Origin of the sequence: Oceanobacillus sp. FSL W7-1309 (assembly GCF_038002145.1) — a bacterium.
Taxonomy (GTDB): domain Bacteria; phylum Bacillota; class Bacilli; order Bacillales; family Amphibacillaceae; genus Oceanobacillus; species Oceanobacillus profundus.
The window spans coordinates 2,031,962-2,051,352 of record NZ_JBBOBX010000001.1; the positions used below are offsets into that span (position 1 = coordinate 2,031,962).

Sequence of the window (19,391 nt, forward strand, 5' to 3'; positions counted from 1 at the left end):
GGATATTATGATTAACCAAGAGAAGAAGGACCATATTTTATCACTTATTGCTGAAATAGCTGATATTCAAAAGGATGATATTAAAGATGAGAGCACCTTTGAGGAAATCGGTATGGATTCACTTATGGCTTTAGAATTAGCTGTTCGGATTGAGAGAGAATTTGAGGTATTTATACAAGAAGAAGAACTGATGAATTTAAGAAAGGTGGAGGACGTTTTTTTATTTGTTGAACAAGGAGGTTTCATCGATTGAAATATAACCTTCTCCCCAAGAGGATGTTGTTTTTTTACTCCCATTATTTTAAACAACACAATGACTCCTTCTTTATAAATAGATTTAAAAATATTCTAAGGAGTTTTTTCATAGGAGCCTTTGCACCATTAGTAATACCTTCGCCAATACTCCTAAATAAACTCCTAGAAAAAACAAACTCACAGTTTTATAGAGGTTTTTCTTATGAAGGTACCGGAATTGGATTTGCTATCAAGTCTTTTTTTAGAAAGAATAAAGCATCGTCTTTTGAATCAAAAGTAAATCAACTCTCTCCTAATTCTATATATCAATATTATGTAGGGTTAGGTTGGTTATTACACTTTATTTATCGTTATAAATCTAAAAAGTATGCTGATTTTGGACAAAGTTTAAATCATAAATATTCCCTTATTATGTTCGATGGTGTTGGTTTTAAGATCGGACTATTCCAATACTTCTATTCCAAAGAAAGTATTAATTTAATAGAAAAATTTACCGAGAATCAAAAAAGAGTTTGTTATCAAGGTTTTGGCAGGTCTTTATGGTTTATAAGTAGATTTAATTGGGACACTACGCTAAAAAAACTAGAAGAATTAGGAGAAACATTCCCATACCGGAATGATATCTTGAGTGGAGTTGGATTAGCAGTAGCGTACAGTAAATTTGATGATTTATTACTAGGTTTTAAGATAATTGATTATCTAAAACATAAAAATCAAGAGGATTTTATTTCATTCTTACAAGGCTTTGCTTATGGTCTAGAAGCTAGAAGGCTCCAAGACCCATACTTATGGAGGTCTAATATAGACAATATTCCTGAGAGTTTAAAACATAAAGTTAACCAGTTAATTGACTATGTTTATAGTGTGAAAAATAATTTGGATAAAACTTGTAACAACCATAATTTTTACATGCATTGGGTAGATGGGGTAAGACAAAAAATAAAGGAGAATGTATATGTTTAAAAGGAAAGAAACCTTATTAATTATCCTTATTAGTATAGTCTTAGTTATTCTAACAGCTTGTAACGAGGAAGTTACAGAAGAAGTAAAAGACTATGGTTTTGAATATAAGGACGTTACGGAAAAAACAGGTATTGAATTTACGCATAAAAAGCCACAGTTTGATAATAAAGTTGATAATGTAATGCCCTGGTTATCATCCACTGGGGCGGGTGTGTTTTTAAATGATTATAATAATGATGGCTATGTTGATGTCTATTTAGTCAACTCCAAAAAAGGAACAAGTAATTATCTTTATAAAAATAATGGGGACGGTACTTTTACTGATGTAACTAAAGATTCAGGTATTGGGCTTGTGAATGAAGAGGGTATCTCGGAAACAGCATTATGGTTTGACTACAACAATGATGGATATCAAGATTTATTTGTTGGGGCATGGGGAAAAAGCCAGTTATTTAAAAATAACGGGGACGGTACTTTCGAAAATGTATCAGCAGAAGCTGGTGTAAATCCCGAAGGATACGCGGTAAAGGCAATTGCACTGGATTATAATCGAGACGGGTTTCTTGATTTATATATAGGAAATTATTTTCGAGATGAAACAAACCTATGGGACCTTAAATCAACCAAAATATTTCATAATGATTTTGAAAAAGCAAGAAATGGTGGAGAAAATATCTTATATAAAAATAATGGTGACGGTACATTCTCCGATGTTACAAAGGAAATGGGGGTAGAAGATCCAGGTTGGACATTAGCAGCAGGATCAGCTGATTTAAACAAGGATGGTTGGCCAGATATCTATAACGCAAATGATTTCGGCCCCGATTCCCTATATTTAAACCAAGAAGGGAAAGGGTTTCAAAAAATAGTTCAAAAGAGAGGGATTGGAGACGATACCTTTAAAGGGATGAATGTCGATTTTGGAGATGTATTCCACGATGGGAATCTAGCAAATTATGTAAGTAATATAAGTAAGGAGAAGTACCTACTAGAAGGAAACCAACTCTGGCATATGGATGAAAGTGGTAAATTTGTTGAAAAGGCAGAAGATCTAGGCGTTAAACAAGCAGGATGGTCTTGGGGAGCAAGGTTCTTTGATGTTAATAATTCAGGAAACATGAGCTTAGTTGTTACAAATGGATTTATATCTGGTAAGAAAGATGAGGATTATTGGTTTGAGATGGGGACATTAGCTACTACTCCTGGTGATGTCGTTCAAGATGCGAAAAATTGGCCTGCAATTGGAGAGAAGAGCATGTCCGGTTATGAACCAAAGGCTTTATTTTTATATCAGAATGGAAAGTTTACCAATGTAGCACAAGATGTCGGTATTGACTTTGTTTATGATGGTCGTGGGGTAGCGGTAGCTGATTTAGATAACAATGGTACTCTTGATCTGATATTTGCCAATCAAGGTGCTCCTTTAAAAGTTTATAGCAATAAACAAACTAATCAAAATAACTGGATTAAAATTGATCTAAATGGTGTCTTTCCCAGTAATAGGGAAGCTGTTGGTACCAGACTTACGTTTACTAATAATGGTGTGGAGACCGTAATCGAAAAAGACGGGGGAAATAGTTTTGGTGCACAAAGTGACCCTCGAGTCCATTTAGGTTTAGAAAAAAGTACGGTACTAGATAAATTAGAAATACAATGGCCGAGTGGAGAGGAACAAGTCTTTGAAGATATTAATGCAAATCAAATTATTTCTATTACCGAAGGAAATAACAACTATGAAATATTGCAAAAGGGAACTGCTTTTAAAGGTAGCGAAGTAGATAATGAATAAATTAAAAGCAGGAATTATTGGCTCAGGAAAGATTGCACAAGTAAGACATATTCCTGAATACCTTCAAAGAAATGATGTAGAACTAGTTGCAATTTGTGACGTTAATCTCCAAAGGGTAAAGAAAATTGCTCAAACCCATAACATTTCGTTTGCTACCAATAAACAAAGTGAGATATTGCAGTCGTCCGATATAGAGTTAATATCGATTTGTACTCCTAATGCACTTCATTCAAAGTATGCATTAGAAGCACTTAACCATAACAAACATGTACTTGTAGAAAAGCCTATGGCAACCAATCTCAAAGATCTTAAGAAACTATATAAGACTGCAAGAAAGCATAACCTTGTTTTGATGCCTGGTCATAACCAACGATTCGATCCGGTACACAGACAGGTAAAAGAATTAATAGATAACAAAGCTATAGGAAACATTATTCAATTCACTTCAAACTATCAACATCCAGGTCCACAATTTTGGAGTGTCGATAAAGAGAATAGTTGGTTTTTTAATAAAAAACTTTCCTCATTTGGAGCACTTGGGGATTTAGCAATCCATAAGCTAGACCTAATACAGTGGTTAATAAATCAAACTTTTAGTGAATGGTTTGTGGCAAAAAACAAGGCACATGATAGCCGAGCATCTATTTCTTTACGTACAAGGTCAGGAATTGTTGGATCAATTAATGTTAGCTGGAATAATCCACTTCAAGATCATAGAACCGTCTTGTATGGTACAAAAGGAACTATTGTTTTTGGAGAGGAACTTCATGAGGTTAGTATTCATAGGTTTAATGGCGAAACTAAGATTGAACGAATTCAACCAATTCTAAGGAAAGACGGAAAGCCAAATTCAGGGATTATTGACCATTTTGTCGAATGTGTAAAGGGTACAGAGAGTTTATCCATTGATTCTAAACATGTAAAAAATTCGTTAAAAGTTATTTTAAGTTAATCGATAGTATTTACCTCGCTAATTAATATACTTATTAAACAATAAAGATAATGTTACAAAAAAGGATGCCGCTTTGGCATCCTTTTTAAATGTGTGCCAGGCATGGGACTAGGATCTGAAGGTTATTTAATTTTCCCTTCTACTCGATTTCATACCAGTCCAAAGGAGGTTTATCTAATTGTATAGGAATATTTAACACCTTGCTTGCTTCTGTTAGCAATTCTCTGCAAAAGAAATAACTCTTGTGCACTACAATTTTATCCTCATATATTTCCTGGTAGTTAATATCATGGAGCTCGTATCCTTTATCTTTACGTGCCAAAACAATATTAACTTCTTTTCCCCATAACCAAATTCTCTTTCCGTAGTGACCTGGGAGACCAAAACGCAATGACCCATTCTTCACTTCGTCTTTATTATATTCTTGGAAACCAGGGGAAGCATCATTGAAAATTTGACTACTCATTAGATTTAATATACCTTCCACATTCCCATCATTAAATGCATTTAAGTATTTATCTATGATGGGATCTATGTTTTCAACATTGCGTGGCTGAGACTCCCCCTTGTCTTCTAACTTTTTTATTTCTTTTAATTTTTTCCTTGATCTATGGATGGATGAATAGATGCCATTCTCAGAAATATTTATCATGCCTGCTACTTCAGTAGCTTTAAAGTTAAATACGTCCATCAATAGAAAAATAGCTACTTGATTTGGTGGGAGGTGTTGTATTAATATTTCCAAAGCTTCTCTAATAAGGAATTTGGATTCTTCTTTTTCATCAGAAACTATTCCTTGGTAATCAAAAAGGTCTTCAAGGAATACTTTGCTTTTTCTGGTATTATCAATCCAGGTGTTGGTTGCAATTCTAAATAAAAAGGCTTTTGGATTGATAGTACTCCAACGTTGACTTAATGAGGCAAATGCTTTTATCAATGTATCTTGAAAGAGATCTTCACCGTCCCAAGCAGACCTGGTAAGATATTTGCAGTACCTCCATAAATCTATTCGATAAGGTTTAAGTATCTCATTAAAATCATTATGTAAAGTTCTTGTATGTTCTACTATAGTTTGCACTTTATCTTGTTCCTTCATATAGATCCCTCCTAATTTTAATTATATTAAGTATAAAAGGAACAGGGTGCAAAATACTAGTAATTTTCAAAATAAAATTATTCTTCGCTGTATAATTAAATCGAATACCAAAAGTATCTAATAATAATCCTTAGAGAAAGAGATATGAAAAATAAAAGCTATTATTTTATCTGTACGTATGCTGAATCCTCTAGTATATGTGAACAAATAATTATTCCTATAATCTACTTAGAATTAACCTTATACGTAATTGTTATTTCAAATCTAATCCAGAGGTTGGCTAGTCCAAAATCATTATTTTCGGCTCATTTATTTAAGCATTGCAGAAACCTATCCTTCTTAGCGTTCCGCCAAAAAGATGTTTTACTTTCCTGGTTTTGTTAGAGAATAGGTTTAACTTGGTTAATAACTCTATAATAATTTTTTCTGTTTCTTTTTAGAAGCCTCGTACAATTCCAGTAGTATTTTCTCCGAATTCTTATTTTAACTTCTCGAAAGTATATTTTGGCTAAAAATGCATCAAAAAGTTGCTTTATTTTTGAATTATTTCCTTGCTTCCTTTATATTCCATGGCTCAGTACATACGTCGCTAACAAGAAGCTTTCACTTTGCGTTGCATAACAATTCATTTTGTTGTGTAAAAATACATTTAGCGCTATAATAATTCCATTCAAATATTAAATGAAGAATGGAGCAGCGTATGATTACAGCATTTCTAACTTATTTTCTATTAGGACTAGCACTTTCTTTAACACCTGGAGCGATGACAGTTCAAATGGTTCAACAAGCATTGAGGAATGGATTTTTAAGCGGTTGGTTTGTAGGTTTAGGTGGGATGACCATCGATTTAACATTAATCACTCTTATTTATTTTGGTTTTTCCCAATTTTTAACGTATCCAATCGTGGAGTCTGTAATGTGGTTTATGGGCTTTGTGTTTTTATTAGCCATCGGGATTGAGAGTTTAAAAGACTCAAAAAAACCAGTAGATTTCAGTGGGGCAGCTCCGAAAAAATCCATTGCAAAGGCATATACATCTGGATTTTTCATGGCGATTTCACCAGCTAATATTGTTTTTTGGATTGGAATATTTGGACCGTTGCTTGTATCTTCTTTAAGTGATGGAGCAGGAACGCATTTTGTAGTTGTCGCAGCAGGAATCCTGCTTGGTATACTCGTCCATGATATTGGATTAATGAGTATTATTCATTATTCGAGAAGATTTCTGAATCAAACGATTCTAAAGGGTGTTTCCATTATTGCTGCATGTATACTATTTGGCTTCAGTTTATATTTTGGTTACGAATTTATTCATCAATTTTTATAGGGAATTTAAAAAATCTTGCTTCAAAAATAAATGAGGCAAGATTTTTTTATTGCGACTTTAAAACCCTAACCGCCCTGCATATTCTTCGGTTTCCCAGTCTTGTCTTATCGTTCTTCGCTGATTCTCTTGTAAGTCTTTGACAATTTTCTCGATATCTACCTGATGTTCATAATGCCATTGGAGAGCAACTGACATATAGAGCTCATTAAGCTGGGCAATGGACAGTCCTTTTGTTTGCTTCGCTAATTGAGCAAGTGCAGCTGCATCTAAAAATTGTATTAGCCCTTTTTTATGCAGATACTCATTTCGTAATGCTTCATCAGGCTGTTTGATCTCATAAGCACGATCAAAGCGGCCAGCTCGATTAATCAAGGCAGGGTCAATTTTTTCAGGGTAATTAGTTGTCCCGATTAAGAAGATACCTTCCTTAGATGTTGCACCGTCTAATGTGTTCAAGAATACAGAACGAACTTCTTCAGGCATGGAATCGATATCTTCAATGATAAGAATCATGGGTGCCATTTTTGTAACAGTAGAGAAAACTTCCTTAATCGAGTAGCTGGATGTATATTCTGTGATTTGCCAATAAACAACTGGAGCGGCAACACTGCCTGCAATGGATTTGACGAGCGTTGTTTTTCCATTTCCAGGAGAACCATATAATAGAATTCCACGTTTGTAAGGAATATTATATGCTTTAAAAAATGCTCCACTCTTCAAGAAAAATTCATCGATGGAACGGTAAATATCTGTTTTTACATCTTCCTCTAAAAGTATATCTTCTCGTTTAATTTGATAAGTAATTTGTTCTCGTGATCGTTCTAAGCCATCCTCTGTATCGGTGAGTACATTAATACCGTCTAGCATAAATTCCCTTTGTTTTTCAGTAATGAAGTTAAGGAAGCTTAGTAAAGCTTCGTCGTTCCTTGCAAAGGTAAATTCCCTTTCATATTCCATATGACTTTGATAGATTGGTATCTTTACGATAGCAACCTCATAGTTTGGAAAGTAAAAAATATTATTTGTTAGAGAGGCTTTAATCACATATTTTTCCGTATCGTTATATGTAATGGCTGATGTACCAACAGCATCGTAGACACTTGCTAAAATTTCAATATCAGCTTCATTTCGAGAAAGAATTTGCTCCATTGTGTCGTCGATTTCAAGTCCTTCTTCGGATTCATAAAGCTTTAAGTCAAATCCAAGTTTTTCAATAAATAGCTCTTTTACTTTATCGATTGCTACTGCATAGTCATAGTAATGGGGAATTGTCACACTATCTGTATCACTGAATTTAATTAATGATGGATTCTTTTTCAATATAGATTTCCACTCGCCTTCTGCCTAAGTTTATATATATTTCAATGAAAATAATTCCGAGAGTTATCACAATTATCATACCATATAGCCGTGATGCTGTAATGAAATTATTGCCATCTAGTTAGAAATAAATGTGAATTTAAAATAAAGTCATGCAGATTATGAATTAGGAATCGACTGCTTTTCTGCTGCGAAATCAATCTGTTTAATTGAGAATAGTTATCAATTGTTGTATAGTAGATAGTAATGAACCATATAATCTAAGTAAGGAGAATAGATAATGCAAATATACTGGACTAAAATAAATAAGATTATTGAAGAAACGCCTGAGGTTAAAACGTACCTGCTCGACTGTCCGGAAGACTTTACATGGGAAGAAGGTTCCCATACCCACTTTGCACTGGAAGGATTTAATGCGGGAGATAAACCAAACCGCAGTCTGATTCGTCACATGTCAATCTCCACTTTACCGCACGAAGATTCAATCGGTATTACAACACGCATCAGAGAGAAATGTTCTGAGTTTAAAACGATTTTAAGCAATCTTGAGGTCGGAAATGAAGTTGCAATATTTAAAACACATTCCAATGTACCACTTAAAAGAGAAGACAAAAATGTTTATCTACTGTCATCGGGTGTTGGTCTGGCAACTTTCAGACCGCTTGTGCTTGATTATTTCGAACGTGCTGACAACGTCAATCAAATTCATTCGCTGAACATCGATTCTTCAAAAAAATTCTTATTCACTATTATTTTTGAAACCGCTCCTGATAAGAAGTTCACATCACAGTTTGTCGATAATCGTAAAGACTACTATGAAGAAGTGAAAAATCTTGCTGCAGACAAAGATGGACTTTTCTATGTTGTCGGAAGCGACGAGTTCCTCATACAGAACATTGAAGTATTGCGTGAGCAGGGTATCAATCCAGAGCAGATTATGCTCGACAAGCATGAACGACAGCTGCCTGATTTTTTATCATTTGATTTGTAATTTAATCGAGACAAACTATCTTCTAGGCAAATACTGAATAAATGTTCCATTAAAGGGGCACGACTGTGGAACAGCAGAGATAGAAAATGAGCAAATTTTTTATGGAATTGTGGATCCGTTTTGGTCAATCCTTTCAAAACGGATTCTTTAAATTTAACAATGTGGTTTGCAAGATGTTTTTAATTTTAGTGCTACAATAAAAAATCGTATATTTTGCTAGAAATCTTTGCTGCCTTTTCAAAAACTCCTTCCCATATCTTTATTTTTTGCAAAATAAAAAGGGCTCTAAAAGCCCTCCTATTTACAATTAATCAAAACTCGAAAATAGGTTATTCAATGCCTCACTCATGGATGGATGTGTGAAAATATTATCTTTTAATCGTGTATATGGTAATTTAGCTTCCATTGCAATTCGCACGGTATTGATTAATTCATGTGAACCTGCGCAAAATAACGTACATCCTAAAATATCATCTGTGTCCGGGTCAATAAGAGCTTTCAAAAGTCCGTCTGTTTGCTTGATAATACGAGCATAAGGAACCCCTGCTGCTGGAATCGATGCTACTTTATAGTCAATACCTTCTTCTTTAGCTGTCTTTTCATTGAGACCAACATGGGATAGGACAGGTTCGATAAAAACGGAATATGGTATATTTTTTCGTTCCTTTTTCGAGTAATTGCCATCACCAAATAATTGATCACGAACGATACGGAAATCATCTAATGAAATATAAGTAAACTGTGGGCCACCATTGACATCCCCTAATGCCCAAATGTGATCGGCATCTGTCTTCAAGTAATCATCTACAACAATTGCTCCCTTATCATCTTGCTGAATGGAAGTGTTTGCCAGTCCTAAACCTTCCGTGTTTGGCTTTCTGCCTGTTGCAACTAATAGGGCAGAGCTAGTCAATTTCTCAGTCTTATCCTCTTTCTGGTAGGTAACCGCAACACCACCATCTATATTCTTAACGGATTGTACCCTGCTTGCTAATTGTAGCTTAATTCCTTTTCCTTCAAATATCTTTTGTACTTCACTTGCAATGTCACGATCATCGTTTGGCAAGAATTCCTCAGAGCTGTCAATTACTGTAACCTCTGAGCCAAAGTTTGCATACATCGAAGCGAATTCCAAACCAATATACCCACCGCCAATGATAGTTAGCTTTTCGGGCAGCTCATCGCGATCTTGGAGCGTTGTAGAAGTATAAACATACTCCGTTTCATCGATTCCATCAATCGGCGGAATGATTGGAGATGAACCGGTATTTATGAAGAACTTATCTGCACTTAGCTCAAGGGATTCAGTTTCCGAGCTAAGTTGGATCTTTTTATCGTCAATAAACGTAGCTTTTGCAGTATAAACCGTAACGGTTTCCTGATCATTAAGCATCTTAAAATTATTCTCTCTTAAAGCAGTAGTTAACTGATCTTTTTCTTGAATCGATTCCTTGTAATAGGCTTCCTTGGACTCGCTGGAATTAGCTTGCTGTTCGGATTGGAAAGCAAGCGATTTTGTTGGGATACAGGCAATGTTAATACATGTGCCACCATATTGTTTAGCTGATTGCTCTATCATAGCAACTCGCTTTCCGACCTTAGCAAGTGAACCTGCCAACGTTTTACCACCTTTTCCAAAGCCGATAATAATTGCATCAAAATGTTCCATTTAAATCATCCTTTCATTAAACTATTACCTTAAAGGTCAGAAATTAAACGAATAAGTTACTTTAGTAAACAATCGGAGATAAAATTGGTAAACTTTTTATAAAAGGGAGTGATGTGATTGAAACGAAAAGTGATTATAAATGGATATGAAATTGATGGATTGGAATTTCAAATGGAAACATTACCAAAAGGAAATCGAAAAGTGAGCTTTGCTTTTAAAGTGTCGAGTGAGGAATATCATGATATAACAACATTGCTTTATAAGAATGACTTTACCTTGCAGATTCCTGAGGAAAATCTTGAATTACAAGCTACTATCCATAATTACGCTACTTCCATTACAAATTTGTATGAAGCGAATGCCGTTGGAGACTTTCATCTTGAATTAGTGGAGAAACAATAACTTTTATTACGACAGCTTGCGCTAATCACAGGTCACATGCGATAATGAGCAAAAATGGAATAGGATGAAAATATGGCTACTATTGTTGAATTAAGAGTGAAACCGGATTTTACTAAATACTATAAAAATAAATTTCCTTTAATTTCGAAAGAAGCAATTATAAATCCAGGAGCTTTGTCTGAGGAAGGTACAATAGTTCATTTAGTGGACCAGCATGGACAATTTCTTGCAAAGGGTTACTATGGCAAGCAAAATAAAGGACTGGGATGGGTGCTATCTTTTAATGAAAATGAAAAGGTGGACACTGTCTTCTTTAAGAATAAAATGCTAGCTGCAATCAATAAAAGACAGTCATACTATAACGACGAAAATACAAACGCATTTCGTGTTTTCAATGGTGAAGGTGACGGTATTGGTGGATTAACGATTGACTATTTTGATGGGTATTATGTAATCAGCTGGTATAGTAAAGGAATTTACACCTTTAAAGACAAAGTTATTCGCGTGCTTGATGAACTTGGAGGATATAAAGCGATATATGAAAAAAAGCGCTTTGACAGAAAAGGACAATATCTTGATGACGATGACTTTGTAAAGGGAGAACAGGGAGAGTTTCCAATTATCGTTAAAGAGAATGGCATAAGTTATGCGGTTCATTTGAATGATGGTGCAATGGTAGGGATTTTTCTTGACCAACGTGATGTTCGAAAAGCAATTCGTGATCATTATGCGAAAGGAAAAAATGTTTTAAATACATTTTCTTATACAGGCGCTTTTTCCGTAGCAGCTGCACTTGGAGGTGCTGCAAAGACGACCAGTGTAGACCTTGCAGGGCGTAGTAAAAGTAAAACAATTGAGCAATTTGCTGTAAATGGGATTGATTATGAACAGCAGGATATTATCGTGATGGATGTGTTCGATTATTTCAAATACGCGAAACGAAAAGAATTGAAATTTGATTTCGTTGTCCTTGATCCGCCGAGCTTTGCCCGGTCAAAAAAGCATACGTTTAGCACAGCGAAGGATTATCCGGGCTTGATTCAGGATACATTAGCGATTACCGAAAAGAATGGCATTATTGTAGCATCTACAAATAATGCATCATTTGGAATGAAGAAGTTCAAAGCGTTTATTGATAAAGGATTCAATGGAATGAAATATAAAATTCTTGAAGAATTCTCCTTGCCGGCTGATTTTCAAGTAAACCGTAATTTTAATCAGGGGGATTACTTGAAGGTTATCATCGTACAGAAGTTAGGTTAGCAAAACACCCGCTTTGATTTGATGCAAAGCGGGTGTTTGATGTTTCGGATGGGTGTTGCTTGGTAAAGGGTGGGCAATGCTCGAAATTAGTTGGTTCCTGCTCGTCCTGACGATAGTAAGCTGGAATAATAATCTGTAAGTAAAAATATAAAAAGTTATCAAAACACTTGTATATTTATTCTAAATAATGCATAATAATTCATATACAAATTACAAGAGGATGTGAGTTTTATCATGACAATGGTTAAAGAAGCGGATTTGATAAAACAGGAGCTAAAGGGACGGGATTTTTTAACACTTGCTCATTATACAACGGATGAGATTAATTATTTATTAGAACTAGCGGATTATATTAAAAAGCAGAAGCAGGAAGGCATTTCATTTGAACCACTAAAAGGAAAAACATTAGGGATGATTTTTGAAAAGTCGTCTACAAGAACGCGTGTATCCTTCGAAGCGGGTATTTACCAATTAGGTGGTATGGGAATTTTCTTAAATTCAAAAGATATACAAATTGGCAGAGGTGAGACAATTGCTGACACGGCACAAGTACTGTCTGGCTATTTGGATGGAATTATGATTCGGACATTCTCTCAAGCGGTGGTAGAGGAGCTTGCCGCATTTGCTAGTATCCCTGTTATTAATGGATTGACAGATTTGTATCATCCTTGCCAAGTGCTTGCAGACTTGCAAACGATTAAAGAAGTAAAGGGAACGCTGGAGGGGAAAAAGGTAGTTTATATTGGAGACGGAAATAATATGGCGCATTCCCTTATGCATGGAGCTGCCAAAATGGGGATGGAGCTAGTGATTGCTGCTCCTGCTGATTATTTGCCTGATCCAGATGTAACCGCAAAAGCACAGGAAATAGCAGCTGAACACAATGCAAAAATTAGCATTGAGGTGGACCCTGCTTTAGCTGTTCAACATGCAGATGTTATTTATACAGACGTATGGGCAAGTATGGGGCAGGAGGCAGAACAAGCGAAAAGAGAAAAGGATTTTGACGCATACCGTGTAGATGCTGCTTTGTTAGCCAAGGCAAAAGCAGATGTTACATTTATGCATTGTTTGCCTGCACACCGAGGTGAAGAGGTAACTGCAGAAGTAATTGATGGAGCACATTCTGTTGTTTTTCAACAGGCCGAAAATCGACTTCATGCACAAAAAGCATTGATGACAGCATTGATGAGCTAATTATTAAAGAGGGCTATCGCCAAGAAGGCGATGGTCCTTTTTGGTTTTGGATTTTGGACCGTATTTACCTTAAATTCGATAGTGAGCAAAGAACAACCATAATTAAGGAAAAGATTGAAAACCATCGTTTCCGCACATTAAACCCTCATGAAACACGATAAATATACAATTTTCTCCATTGATTTCTGAAAATAAATACTATATACTCTTTTGTTATAATCAGTATTTGTAAGAAATGTCCGAAAAATAAAAGAGGAGGAATTTGAAAATGGAGGCAACATCTGAGAAAACATTACTTTCTTATTTAAAGTCATACCGGGCTTATGAGCCATCTGTCATTCCAGGTCAGCAAGCAATTACATTTCTAACTAATAAAACTGGATTACCACAGGTTTGGAAATGGGACGATCAAGCATCCGAGGTTCAACAATTTATCGAGCTGCCAGACAGAGCGCTTAGTGTAAATCATTCTCCATCTGGGATGAAAACGATAATCGGTTCAGATATAAATGGGAATGAGAAACAGCAACTTTACTTAATCTGCGAAGGAACAACAGTTGAAGACCTTGTCGTTTCAAAGGAACATTTTCATCACTTTGGTGGCTGGTCGCCTGACGAAACAAAAATTGCCTTCTCTAGTAATCGCAGACATCCAGGTTATTTTGATGTGTATATTTTGGACATTGCAACAAAGAAGGAAGAAGTAGTGTATCTATATAATGGAAACTGCAATCCGATTTGTTGGACGAATGATGGGAAAGGATTAATTTTAAACATAGCGGATACCAACATAGATAACTCCCTATATATATTTGATTTAGAAAAAAAAGAACTGACGAAGATTGGTAAGGAAAATATAAGTGCAAGATATCATTCGATACAGCTAACAAAGGATGGAAAAAAAGGCTATCTTGTAACAGATGCAGGTCGTGATACATTAGCTATTCATTCCTTTACATTCGATAATCCTACTGAATTAGAACAACTGTCACAAATTGAAAAATGGGATATTGAAGAAATAAAACTATCTCCTGATGAAAAATTACTTGCTTATACGGTAAATGAAGGAGGAACATCAAGACTTCGATTTTATCATATTAAACATAAATCGATGTTTGAAGCGTCAGGACTGCCGTCTGGCGTTTATAGCTCTTTATCATGGCTGGACACTGAAGAGCTTGTCATCGAAATAAAGAGTGCGATTCTTCCGGGTGATTTATGGTCCGCAGACTTGAAGGAGCAAAAAACGAAGAGGCTTACTTTTGTTGGAGAAAATAAAGATATTCATCACCTATGGACAGAGCCGGAGCTATGTCATTATTCCTCTTTTGATGGACTTGAAGTGCCTTATTTTCTTTATGGTAAGAAAGACTACGCACAGCCTGTCATGATATATGTACATGGGGGTCCAGAGAGCCAGATTAGAAACGAATATAATCCTGTTATACAATTTTTAGCAGCACAAGGCTATGCAGTAGTTGCACCGAATGTACGTGGCAGCATGGGCTATGGACGGAAATACGTACAATTGGACGATGTCCGTAAACGCATGGATGCTGTAGCTGATTTAAAGTGGCTTGTAGAAGACCTCGTCAGGCGTGGTGCTGATCCTAAAAAAATTGGCATTATGGGACGTAGCTATGGAGGTTTTATGGTACTAGCTGCAATTACACACTACCCTGAATTGTGGGCAGCGGCCGTAGATATTGTTGGTATCTCACATTTTAAGACGTTTCTTGAAAATACAGGACCATGGCGCAGGCGATTAAGGGAGAAAGAGTATGGTTCATTAAAAGAAGATGTGGATTTTTTTGAAGAGATTGCTCCATTAAATCATACAGATAAAATTATAGCTCCATTACTTATCTTCCATGGCAGAAATGACACGAGAGTACCTGTTAGTGAAGCAGAGCAATTGAATCGGGATTTAGAGAACCAAGGAAAAGAAGTGGAACTTATTGTTTTTGAAGATGAAGGACATCAAACAGAAAATATAAAAAACCAAATTGAAATGAATACGAAAATCGTTGCGTTTATGAAAAAGCATTTGCAATAGACGTCAATTATACTGGGGGAACAATTATGAAAAGAATATCGAGAAATTGGCTGTACACATTCATTGCTATAGCATTTATTAGTATCGTTCTTGCTGGTTGTGCTAGTGAACCAGATGAAGCAGGGGGGACAGAAAATGATGGGAAACAACATGGTGGAGAGTTAGTAATTGCCACTGTTTCGGATGCAATCTCGTTAGATCCAGCTGGAGCAAATGATGTTCCATCGTTCGATATCCAATTTAATATTTTTGAGAAGTTAATTAAGCACGATGAGAATATGGGACTACAGCCAAGCCTTGCAACAAGCTGGGAAGCAGTGGATGATACAACTTGGGAATTTAAGCTTCAAGAGGGAGTAACATTTCATGATGGAACCACGTTTAATGCAGAGGTAGTAAAGGCAAATGTTGAGCGTATTATTGATGAAGATGTGGCAGCTCCTACAGCCTATTTGCTCGATATGATCGATGAGGTAGTTGTTATTGATGATTATACGATACAAATAAAGACAGCATATCCGTTTTCAGGTCTGCCAGCACATTTAGCACATTCAGCTGGAGCGATGATCTCTTTGGAACAAATTGAGGCAGATTATGCTGCAATGGAAGAAGGAGCAGATCCAGGAAGTGTTATTAATGAAAAACCAATTGGTACAGGCTATTTTAAATTTGATGAGTGGAGTCCTGGTCAATATATCCGCTTAGTTAAAAATGAAGATTATTGGGATGGAGCAGCATTGCTAGACTCGGTCACATTTAAGGTTGTTCCAGAAGACCTTACTCGTATTGCAGAACTAAATACAGGAGATTCACATGTCACTAATCAATTAAGTTCTTCTGATGTAGCACAAATTGAATCAACAGAAGGGTTAGCGATGCTGCAACAAGGAAGTGTTTCCTTAGATTATCTTGGTTTTAATACACAAAAAGAGCCATTTGATGATGAGCGTGTTCGACAAGCAATTACGATGGCTATAAATAAAGAACAGATAGTAGATGGTATTGCGAATGGCTATGCAATACCTGCTGCAGGGCCACTTGCGCCAAATGTATTTGGTTATGATGAAAATTTAGAAGGAATTGCTTATAATCAAGAAGAAGCAAAGAAGCTATTGGCTGAAGCTGGTTACGAGGATGGTTTCTCCACTTCCATCTGGACCAATGAGACACGAGAGCGTCTGGATATTGCAACCAACATCCAGTCTCAGCTTTCGGAAATTGGGATTGAGGTAGAGATTGAAATCTTCGAATGGGGTGCATATTTAGAGAAAATTGGTGAAGGTGAGCATGATATGTTCATTTTAGGATGGTCAAATGGAACAGCCGATGCGGATAACGGATTATATCCATTATTCCATTCTGAGAATATGGGACCACCAGGAAATAGAACCTTCCTTGATCATGGAGAGTTAGATTCTATTTTAGAAGAAGCACGCCAAACGGCGGATGAAGCTGAGCGTATAGAATTATATAAACAAGCACAAGAGTTGCTCGTGGAGTTGGCTCCCATGAATTATTTGATGCATAAGGATTATTTATCAGGGTTGCGTGAAGAAGTGAAAGGATTATCGATGCTACCTACAAAATTCCTGCTTCTTAAAGATGTATATATTGAAGAATAGAATTTTAGGGGCTGATGGAGAATTCCATCAGCTCTCTTTTTTTATTGTTTCAATTTAGAATTTATAAGTTGAAGCCTGTTTTGCCGCCACAATTAATAGGTTATAATGAACAATACAACTAGCTAGAAGGAGTACGAATACATGCAAACATTACAGAAGCTTTCCAATCGTCTTTTTTATCTTCCATCATATCAGAAGACAGACCGGCCAATTTTAGCAGCTGTCGTGGGGGATAATCGGACGTTGTTGATTGATGCTGGGAATTCATCCAGTCACGCACAGCTATTTAAGGAGCAATTGGCTTCCCATAATATCACTGGAGATATTGTAGCCCTGACACATTGGCATTGGGATCATGTTTTTGGCTTAAATGAAATGAACCTGCCTTCCATTGCCAATTTTATGACCTTTGAAAAAGTAAAAGAATTACAGGAGTTTTCATGGAGAGATAAGGAGCTGGATGAGCGTGTCGAAGCAGGGATCGAAATCGCGTTTTGTGCGGATGCAATTAAGTTAGAGCTTGGAGATGCGCGTGACGTTATCATCCCGGATCCTACGCTTATTTTTGAAACTCGAATGCAAGTGAATCTTGGTGGGGTCATCTGTACCATCGAATACATCGGTGGGGATCATTCACCAGACTCCAATCTTATTTATATACAGGAGGAAAAGGCACTATTTCTTGGAGATTGTCTTTATGCAAATATGTATGCAGAAAAATGGCATTACACAATTGAAAAAATGGGCGCACTTTTAGAGAAGATAGAAAGCTATGATGCAGAATTATTTTTCCTGTCCCATCATCCGGCACCATTGTCAAAAGACGAATTCGCAAGCTTTTCTGCATTATTGAAAACAAGTGCAGCATTAACCAAAAAGCATGAAGGGAAGCAGGAGGCGATTGTAGAAGCGATGACCTCACATTTTCAACGTGAATTAACAGAAACGGACTTGGAAATTATCGGTTATTTTGTAAATGGATATGCTAAATAAGAAAAAGGAGAACCTAGGGTAGTGACCCCTAAAAGTTAGAGTTTTCATTATGCAGCTGTTTGGCTGGTTTGAGTTCGGTATTGCACTGGACTTAAACCAGCCAATTTCGTTTTAATTCGTTCGTTATTGTAGTAATAAATATATTTCTCTATCTTTCGTTTCAGTTCATGATAAGACATTAATGCTTCACCGTGATACATTTCTTGTTTCATAATCCCAAAGAAATTCTCCATCGCAGCGTTATCTGCACATGTGGCTTTTCTAGACATGCTTTGAAAGATTCTGCTTTTATTCAACGTTTTGACCCACTTTATATGTTGGTAATGCCAGCCTTGATCAGAATGAATGGTTGTACGATATTTGGCCTTACTCTTGATTATTTCTATTGCTTGGTTAAGTGGCTTGACCGCAAAATCTAATGTTGGTTTATTTGAGATACCATAAGAGATTACCTCACCATTATATAAATCTAGTATTGGACTTAAATAAAGTTTCTCATTTCCAGTACACTTGAATTCCGTGATGTCGGTGACTAACTTTTGTAGACGAATAGGCGTATTAAACCGTCGGTTTAAACGATTTTCCGCTACCTTCCCAACCGTTCCTTTATAAGACTTGTATCGAGACTTTCGTGTAAACTTAATACATTTCAAGCCCAATTCTCTCATAATCCGTTGTACTTTTTTATGATTGATTTTATAGCCCTTGCCTCTTAATTCTAAATGGATCCGACGGTATCCATATTTACCTTCATGCTTCTTAAACAATTCATGAATGAGTTCTTTCCACTCTTTATTCGTATCTTCTTTCTTCAATTGTTTAACTTGATAATGATAAGTTGCCTCTGGTATACCTACAACTCGGAGTACATCTTTTAATCTGAATCCTTCTTTCTTGAGTTCGAGTGCCAACGCTGCTTGTGCTTTTCGAGGTAGGCCTCTGGATTTTCCTGAAAAGCTTTTAACTTTTTTAAATAGGTATTTTCCAACCGAAGAAGTTCAATCTCACGCTCTAATTGTTCCTCGCGATTCATTGCTTTCTCTTGTTTTACTGACTTTGCTTTTCTTTTCCCAGACATAGGGGGCCGTCCTTTCGGTTTTTCTTTGAGGCCTTCTATCCCTTCAGTAAGGAAAATCTTGTTCCAGTTCGCAATAAGAGTAGAATTATTCATCTGAAATTCTATTGCGGTATCTTGGTAAGAAGCGCCCGTTTGTTTCATAAAGTTTAGTACATTTAACTTAAATTGAACAGAATAAACCTTTTTACAACGCTTTTTACGTAATCCCTCTTCACCCAATGCTTTATATGACTTTACCCATCTTTCAATAGGAGCCTTACTTGGAATATCATATTTCCTAGCTAATAAAGTGTAACCAAGAGGACCTTCCATATATTCCTTAACAATCATTAATTTAAATTGCTTACTATATTTTGCCATGCAAAAACACCCCAAAACTTAGATTTCTTACTCTAACTTTTGGGGTGCAGCACCTAGG

At 36.1% G+C, this 19,391-nt stretch carries 16 protein-coding genes and 1 pseudogene; 12 read left to right on the forward strand and 5 right to left on the reverse strand.

Features of this window, described 5'->3' with window-relative positions:
- Window positions 1–7: 7 nt before the first annotated feature.
- Genes NST46_RS09655 through NST46_RS09670 form a run of 4 tightly spaced genes read left to right on the forward strand, consistent with a single transcriptional unit; the run spans window position 8 to window position 3,959 of the window.
- Window positions 8–253: an acyl carrier protein gene (locus NST46_RS09655; protein WP_095312347.1), complete on the forward strand. Its 246-nt coding sequence runs from the start codon at window positions 8–10 to the stop codon at window positions 251–253.
- Window positions 250–1,218 carry a DUF1702 family protein gene (locus NST46_RS09660; protein WP_095312353.1) on the forward strand — a complete coding sequence of 323 codons (969 nt, stop codon included), beginning with the start codon at window positions 250–252 and terminating at the stop codon, window positions 1,216–1,218. Before NST46_RS09655 ends, NST46_RS09660 begins: the two co-directional genes overlap by 4 nt.
- Window positions 1,211–3,007: a CRTAC1 family protein gene (locus NST46_RS09665; RefSeq protein WP_341137117.1), complete on the forward strand. Its 1,797-nt coding sequence runs from the start codon at window positions 1,211–1,213 to the stop codon at window positions 3,005–3,007. Before NST46_RS09660 ends, NST46_RS09665 begins: the two co-directional genes overlap by 8 nt.
- A complete protein-coding gene (locus tag NST46_RS09670) occupies window positions 3,000–3,959 on the forward strand; it encodes a Gfo/Idh/MocA family protein (RefSeq protein WP_341137118.1) in 960 nt (319 codons plus the stop codon). Before NST46_RS09665 ends, NST46_RS09670 begins: the two co-directional genes overlap by 8 nt.
- Window positions 3,960–4,098: 139 nt before the next feature.
- Here NST46_RS09670 and NST46_RS09675 read toward each other — a convergent pair whose 3' ends face one another.
- Entirely contained in the window at window positions 4,099–5,055 is a 957-nt protein-coding gene (locus NST46_RS09675; protein ID WP_095312361.1) for a sigma-70 family RNA polymerase sigma factor, read from the reverse strand.
- 700 nt (window positions 5,056–5,755) lie between these two features.
- Here NST46_RS09675 and NST46_RS09680 point away from each other — a divergent pair.
- The gene (locus NST46_RS09680; RefSeq protein ID WP_095312363.1) at window positions 5,756–6,382 is read left to right on the forward strand and encodes a LysE family translocator; all 627 of its coding nucleotides are present in this window, start codon (window positions 5,756–5,758) and stop codon (window positions 6,380–6,382) included.
- A 57-nt stretch (window positions 6,383–6,439) separates the two neighbouring features.
- On the opposite strand, the gene NST46_RS09685 is transcribed toward NST46_RS09680, so the two are convergent.
- Entirely contained in the window at window positions 6,440–7,702 is a 1,263-nt protein-coding gene (locus NST46_RS09685; RefSeq protein ID WP_341137120.1) for an ATP-binding protein, read from the reverse strand.
- A gap of 280 nt (window positions 7,703–7,982) precedes the next feature.
- On the opposite strand from NST46_RS09685, the gene NST46_RS09690 reads away from it, so the two are divergent.
- Complete coding sequence (locus NST46_RS09690) at window positions 7,983–8,693, forward strand: dihydropteridine reductase (RefSeq protein WP_341137121.1); 711 nt, start codon at window positions 7,983–7,985, stop codon at window positions 8,691–8,693.
- A 307-nt stretch (window positions 8,694–9,000) separates the two neighbouring features.
- Here NST46_RS09690 and NST46_RS09695 read toward each other — a convergent pair whose 3' ends face one another.
- Window positions 9,001–10,362 (reverse strand): FAD-dependent oxidoreductase, encoded by a 1,362-nt coding sequence (locus tag NST46_RS09695; RefSeq protein ID WP_341137122.1) that lies wholly within the window; start codon window positions 10,360–10,362, stop codon window positions 9,001–9,003.
- 129 nt (window positions 10,363–10,491) lie between these two features.
- Here NST46_RS09695 and NST46_RS09700 point away from each other — a divergent pair, with 129 nt between their 5' ends.
- The 6 genes from NST46_RS09700 (at window position 10,492) to NST46_RS09725 (ending at window position 17,895) form a co-directional block, all read left to right on the forward strand.
- Window positions 10,492–10,764 (forward strand): DUF3219 family protein, encoded by a 273-nt coding sequence (locus tag NST46_RS09700; protein ID WP_379601565.1) that lies wholly within the window; start codon window positions 10,492–10,494, stop codon window positions 10,762–10,764.
- Between the two features lie 72 nt (window positions 10,765–10,836).
- Window positions 10,837–12,027: a class I SAM-dependent rRNA methyltransferase gene (locus NST46_RS09705; RefSeq protein WP_303448337.1), complete on the forward strand. Its 1,191-nt coding sequence runs from the start codon at window positions 10,837–10,839 to the stop codon at window positions 12,025–12,027.
- A gap of 234 nt (window positions 12,028–12,261) precedes the next feature.
- Complete coding sequence (gene argF, locus NST46_RS09710; RefSeq protein ID WP_303448338.1) at window positions 12,262–13,224, forward strand: ornithine carbamoyltransferase; 963 nt, start codon at window positions 12,262–12,264, stop codon at window positions 13,222–13,224.
- A gap of 268 nt (window positions 13,225–13,492) precedes the next feature.
- Window positions 13,493–15,280, forward strand: coding sequence for a S9 family peptidase (locus NST46_RS09715; protein ID WP_341137123.1), 1,788 nt, complete (start codon window positions 13,493–13,495; stop codon window positions 15,278–15,280).
- Between the two features lie 26 nt (window positions 15,281–15,306).
- A complete protein-coding gene (locus NST46_RS09720) occupies window positions 15,307–16,902 on the forward strand; it encodes a glutathione ABC transporter substrate-binding protein (RefSeq protein ID WP_303448340.1) in 1,596 nt (531 codons plus the stop codon).
- Between the two features lie 141 nt (window positions 16,903–17,043).
- Window positions 17,044–17,895, forward strand: a complete 852-nt coding sequence (locus NST46_RS09725) for an MBL fold metallo-hydrolase (RefSeq protein WP_341137124.1) — start codon at window positions 17,044–17,046, stop codon at window positions 17,893–17,895.
- 47 nt (window positions 17,896–17,942) lie between these two features.
- Here the strand turns inward: NST46_RS09725 and NST46_RS09730 are convergent.
- Window positions 17,943–18,809 (reverse strand): annotated as a pseudogene (locus NST46_RS09730) (IS3 family transposase); the annotation flags it as partial.
- Window positions 18,770–19,333: a helix-turn-helix domain-containing protein gene (locus NST46_RS09735; RefSeq protein ID WP_095314507.1), complete on the reverse strand. Its 564-nt coding sequence runs from the start codon at window positions 19,331–19,333 to the stop codon at window positions 18,770–18,772. The pseudogene NST46_RS09730 and the gene NST46_RS09735, both read right to left, overlap by 40 nt.
- Window positions 19,334–19,391: the final 58 nt, after the last annotated feature.

Coding starts and splice junctions, on each gene's coding strand:
- NST46_RS09720 (WP_303448340.1), top strand. CDS start 15,307: ATGAAAAGAATATCGAGAAATTGGCTGTACACATTCATTGCTATAGCA.
- NST46_RS09715 (WP_341137123.1), top strand. CDS start 13,493: ATGGAGGCAACATCTGAGAAAACATTACTTTCTTATTTAAAGTCATAC.
- NST46_RS09725 (WP_341137124.1), top strand. CDS start 17,044: ATGCAAACATTACAGAAGCTTTCCAATCGTCTTTTTTATCTTCCATCA.
- NST46_RS09695 (WP_341137122.1), bottom strand. CDS start 10,362: ATGGAACATTTTGATGCAATTATTATCGGCTTTGGAAAAGGTGGTAAA.
- NST46_RS09665 (WP_341137117.1), top strand. CDS start 1,211: ATGTTTAAAAGGAAAGAAACCTTATTAATTATCCTTATTAGTATAGTC.
- NST46_RS09705 (WP_303448337.1), top strand. CDS start 10,837: ATGGCTACTATTGTTGAATTAAGAGTGAAACCGGATTTTACTAAATAC.
- NST46_RS09655 (WP_095312347.1), top strand. CDS start 8: ATGATTAACCAAGAGAAGAAGGACCATATTTTATCACTTATTGCTGAA.
- NST46_RS09735 (WP_095314507.1), bottom strand. CDS start 19,333: ATGGCAAAATATAGTAAGCAATTTAAATTAATGATTGTTAAGGAATAT.
- NST46_RS09670 (WP_341137118.1), top strand. CDS start 3,000: ATGAATAAATTAAAAGCAGGAATTATTGGCTCAGGAAAGATTGCACAA.
- argF (WP_303448338.1), top strand. CDS start 12,262: ATGACAATGGTTAAAGAAGCGGATTTGATAAAACAGGAGCTAAAGGGA.
- NST46_RS09690 (WP_341137121.1), top strand. CDS start 7,983: ATGCAAATATACTGGACTAAAATAAATAAGATTATTGAAGAAACGCCT.
- NST46_RS09675 (WP_095312361.1), bottom strand. CDS start 5,055: ATGAAGGAACAAGATAAAGTGCAAACTATAGTAGAACATACAAGAACT.
- NST46_RS09680 (WP_095312363.1), top strand. CDS start 5,756: ATGATTACAGCATTTCTAACTTATTTTCTATTAGGACTAGCACTTTCT.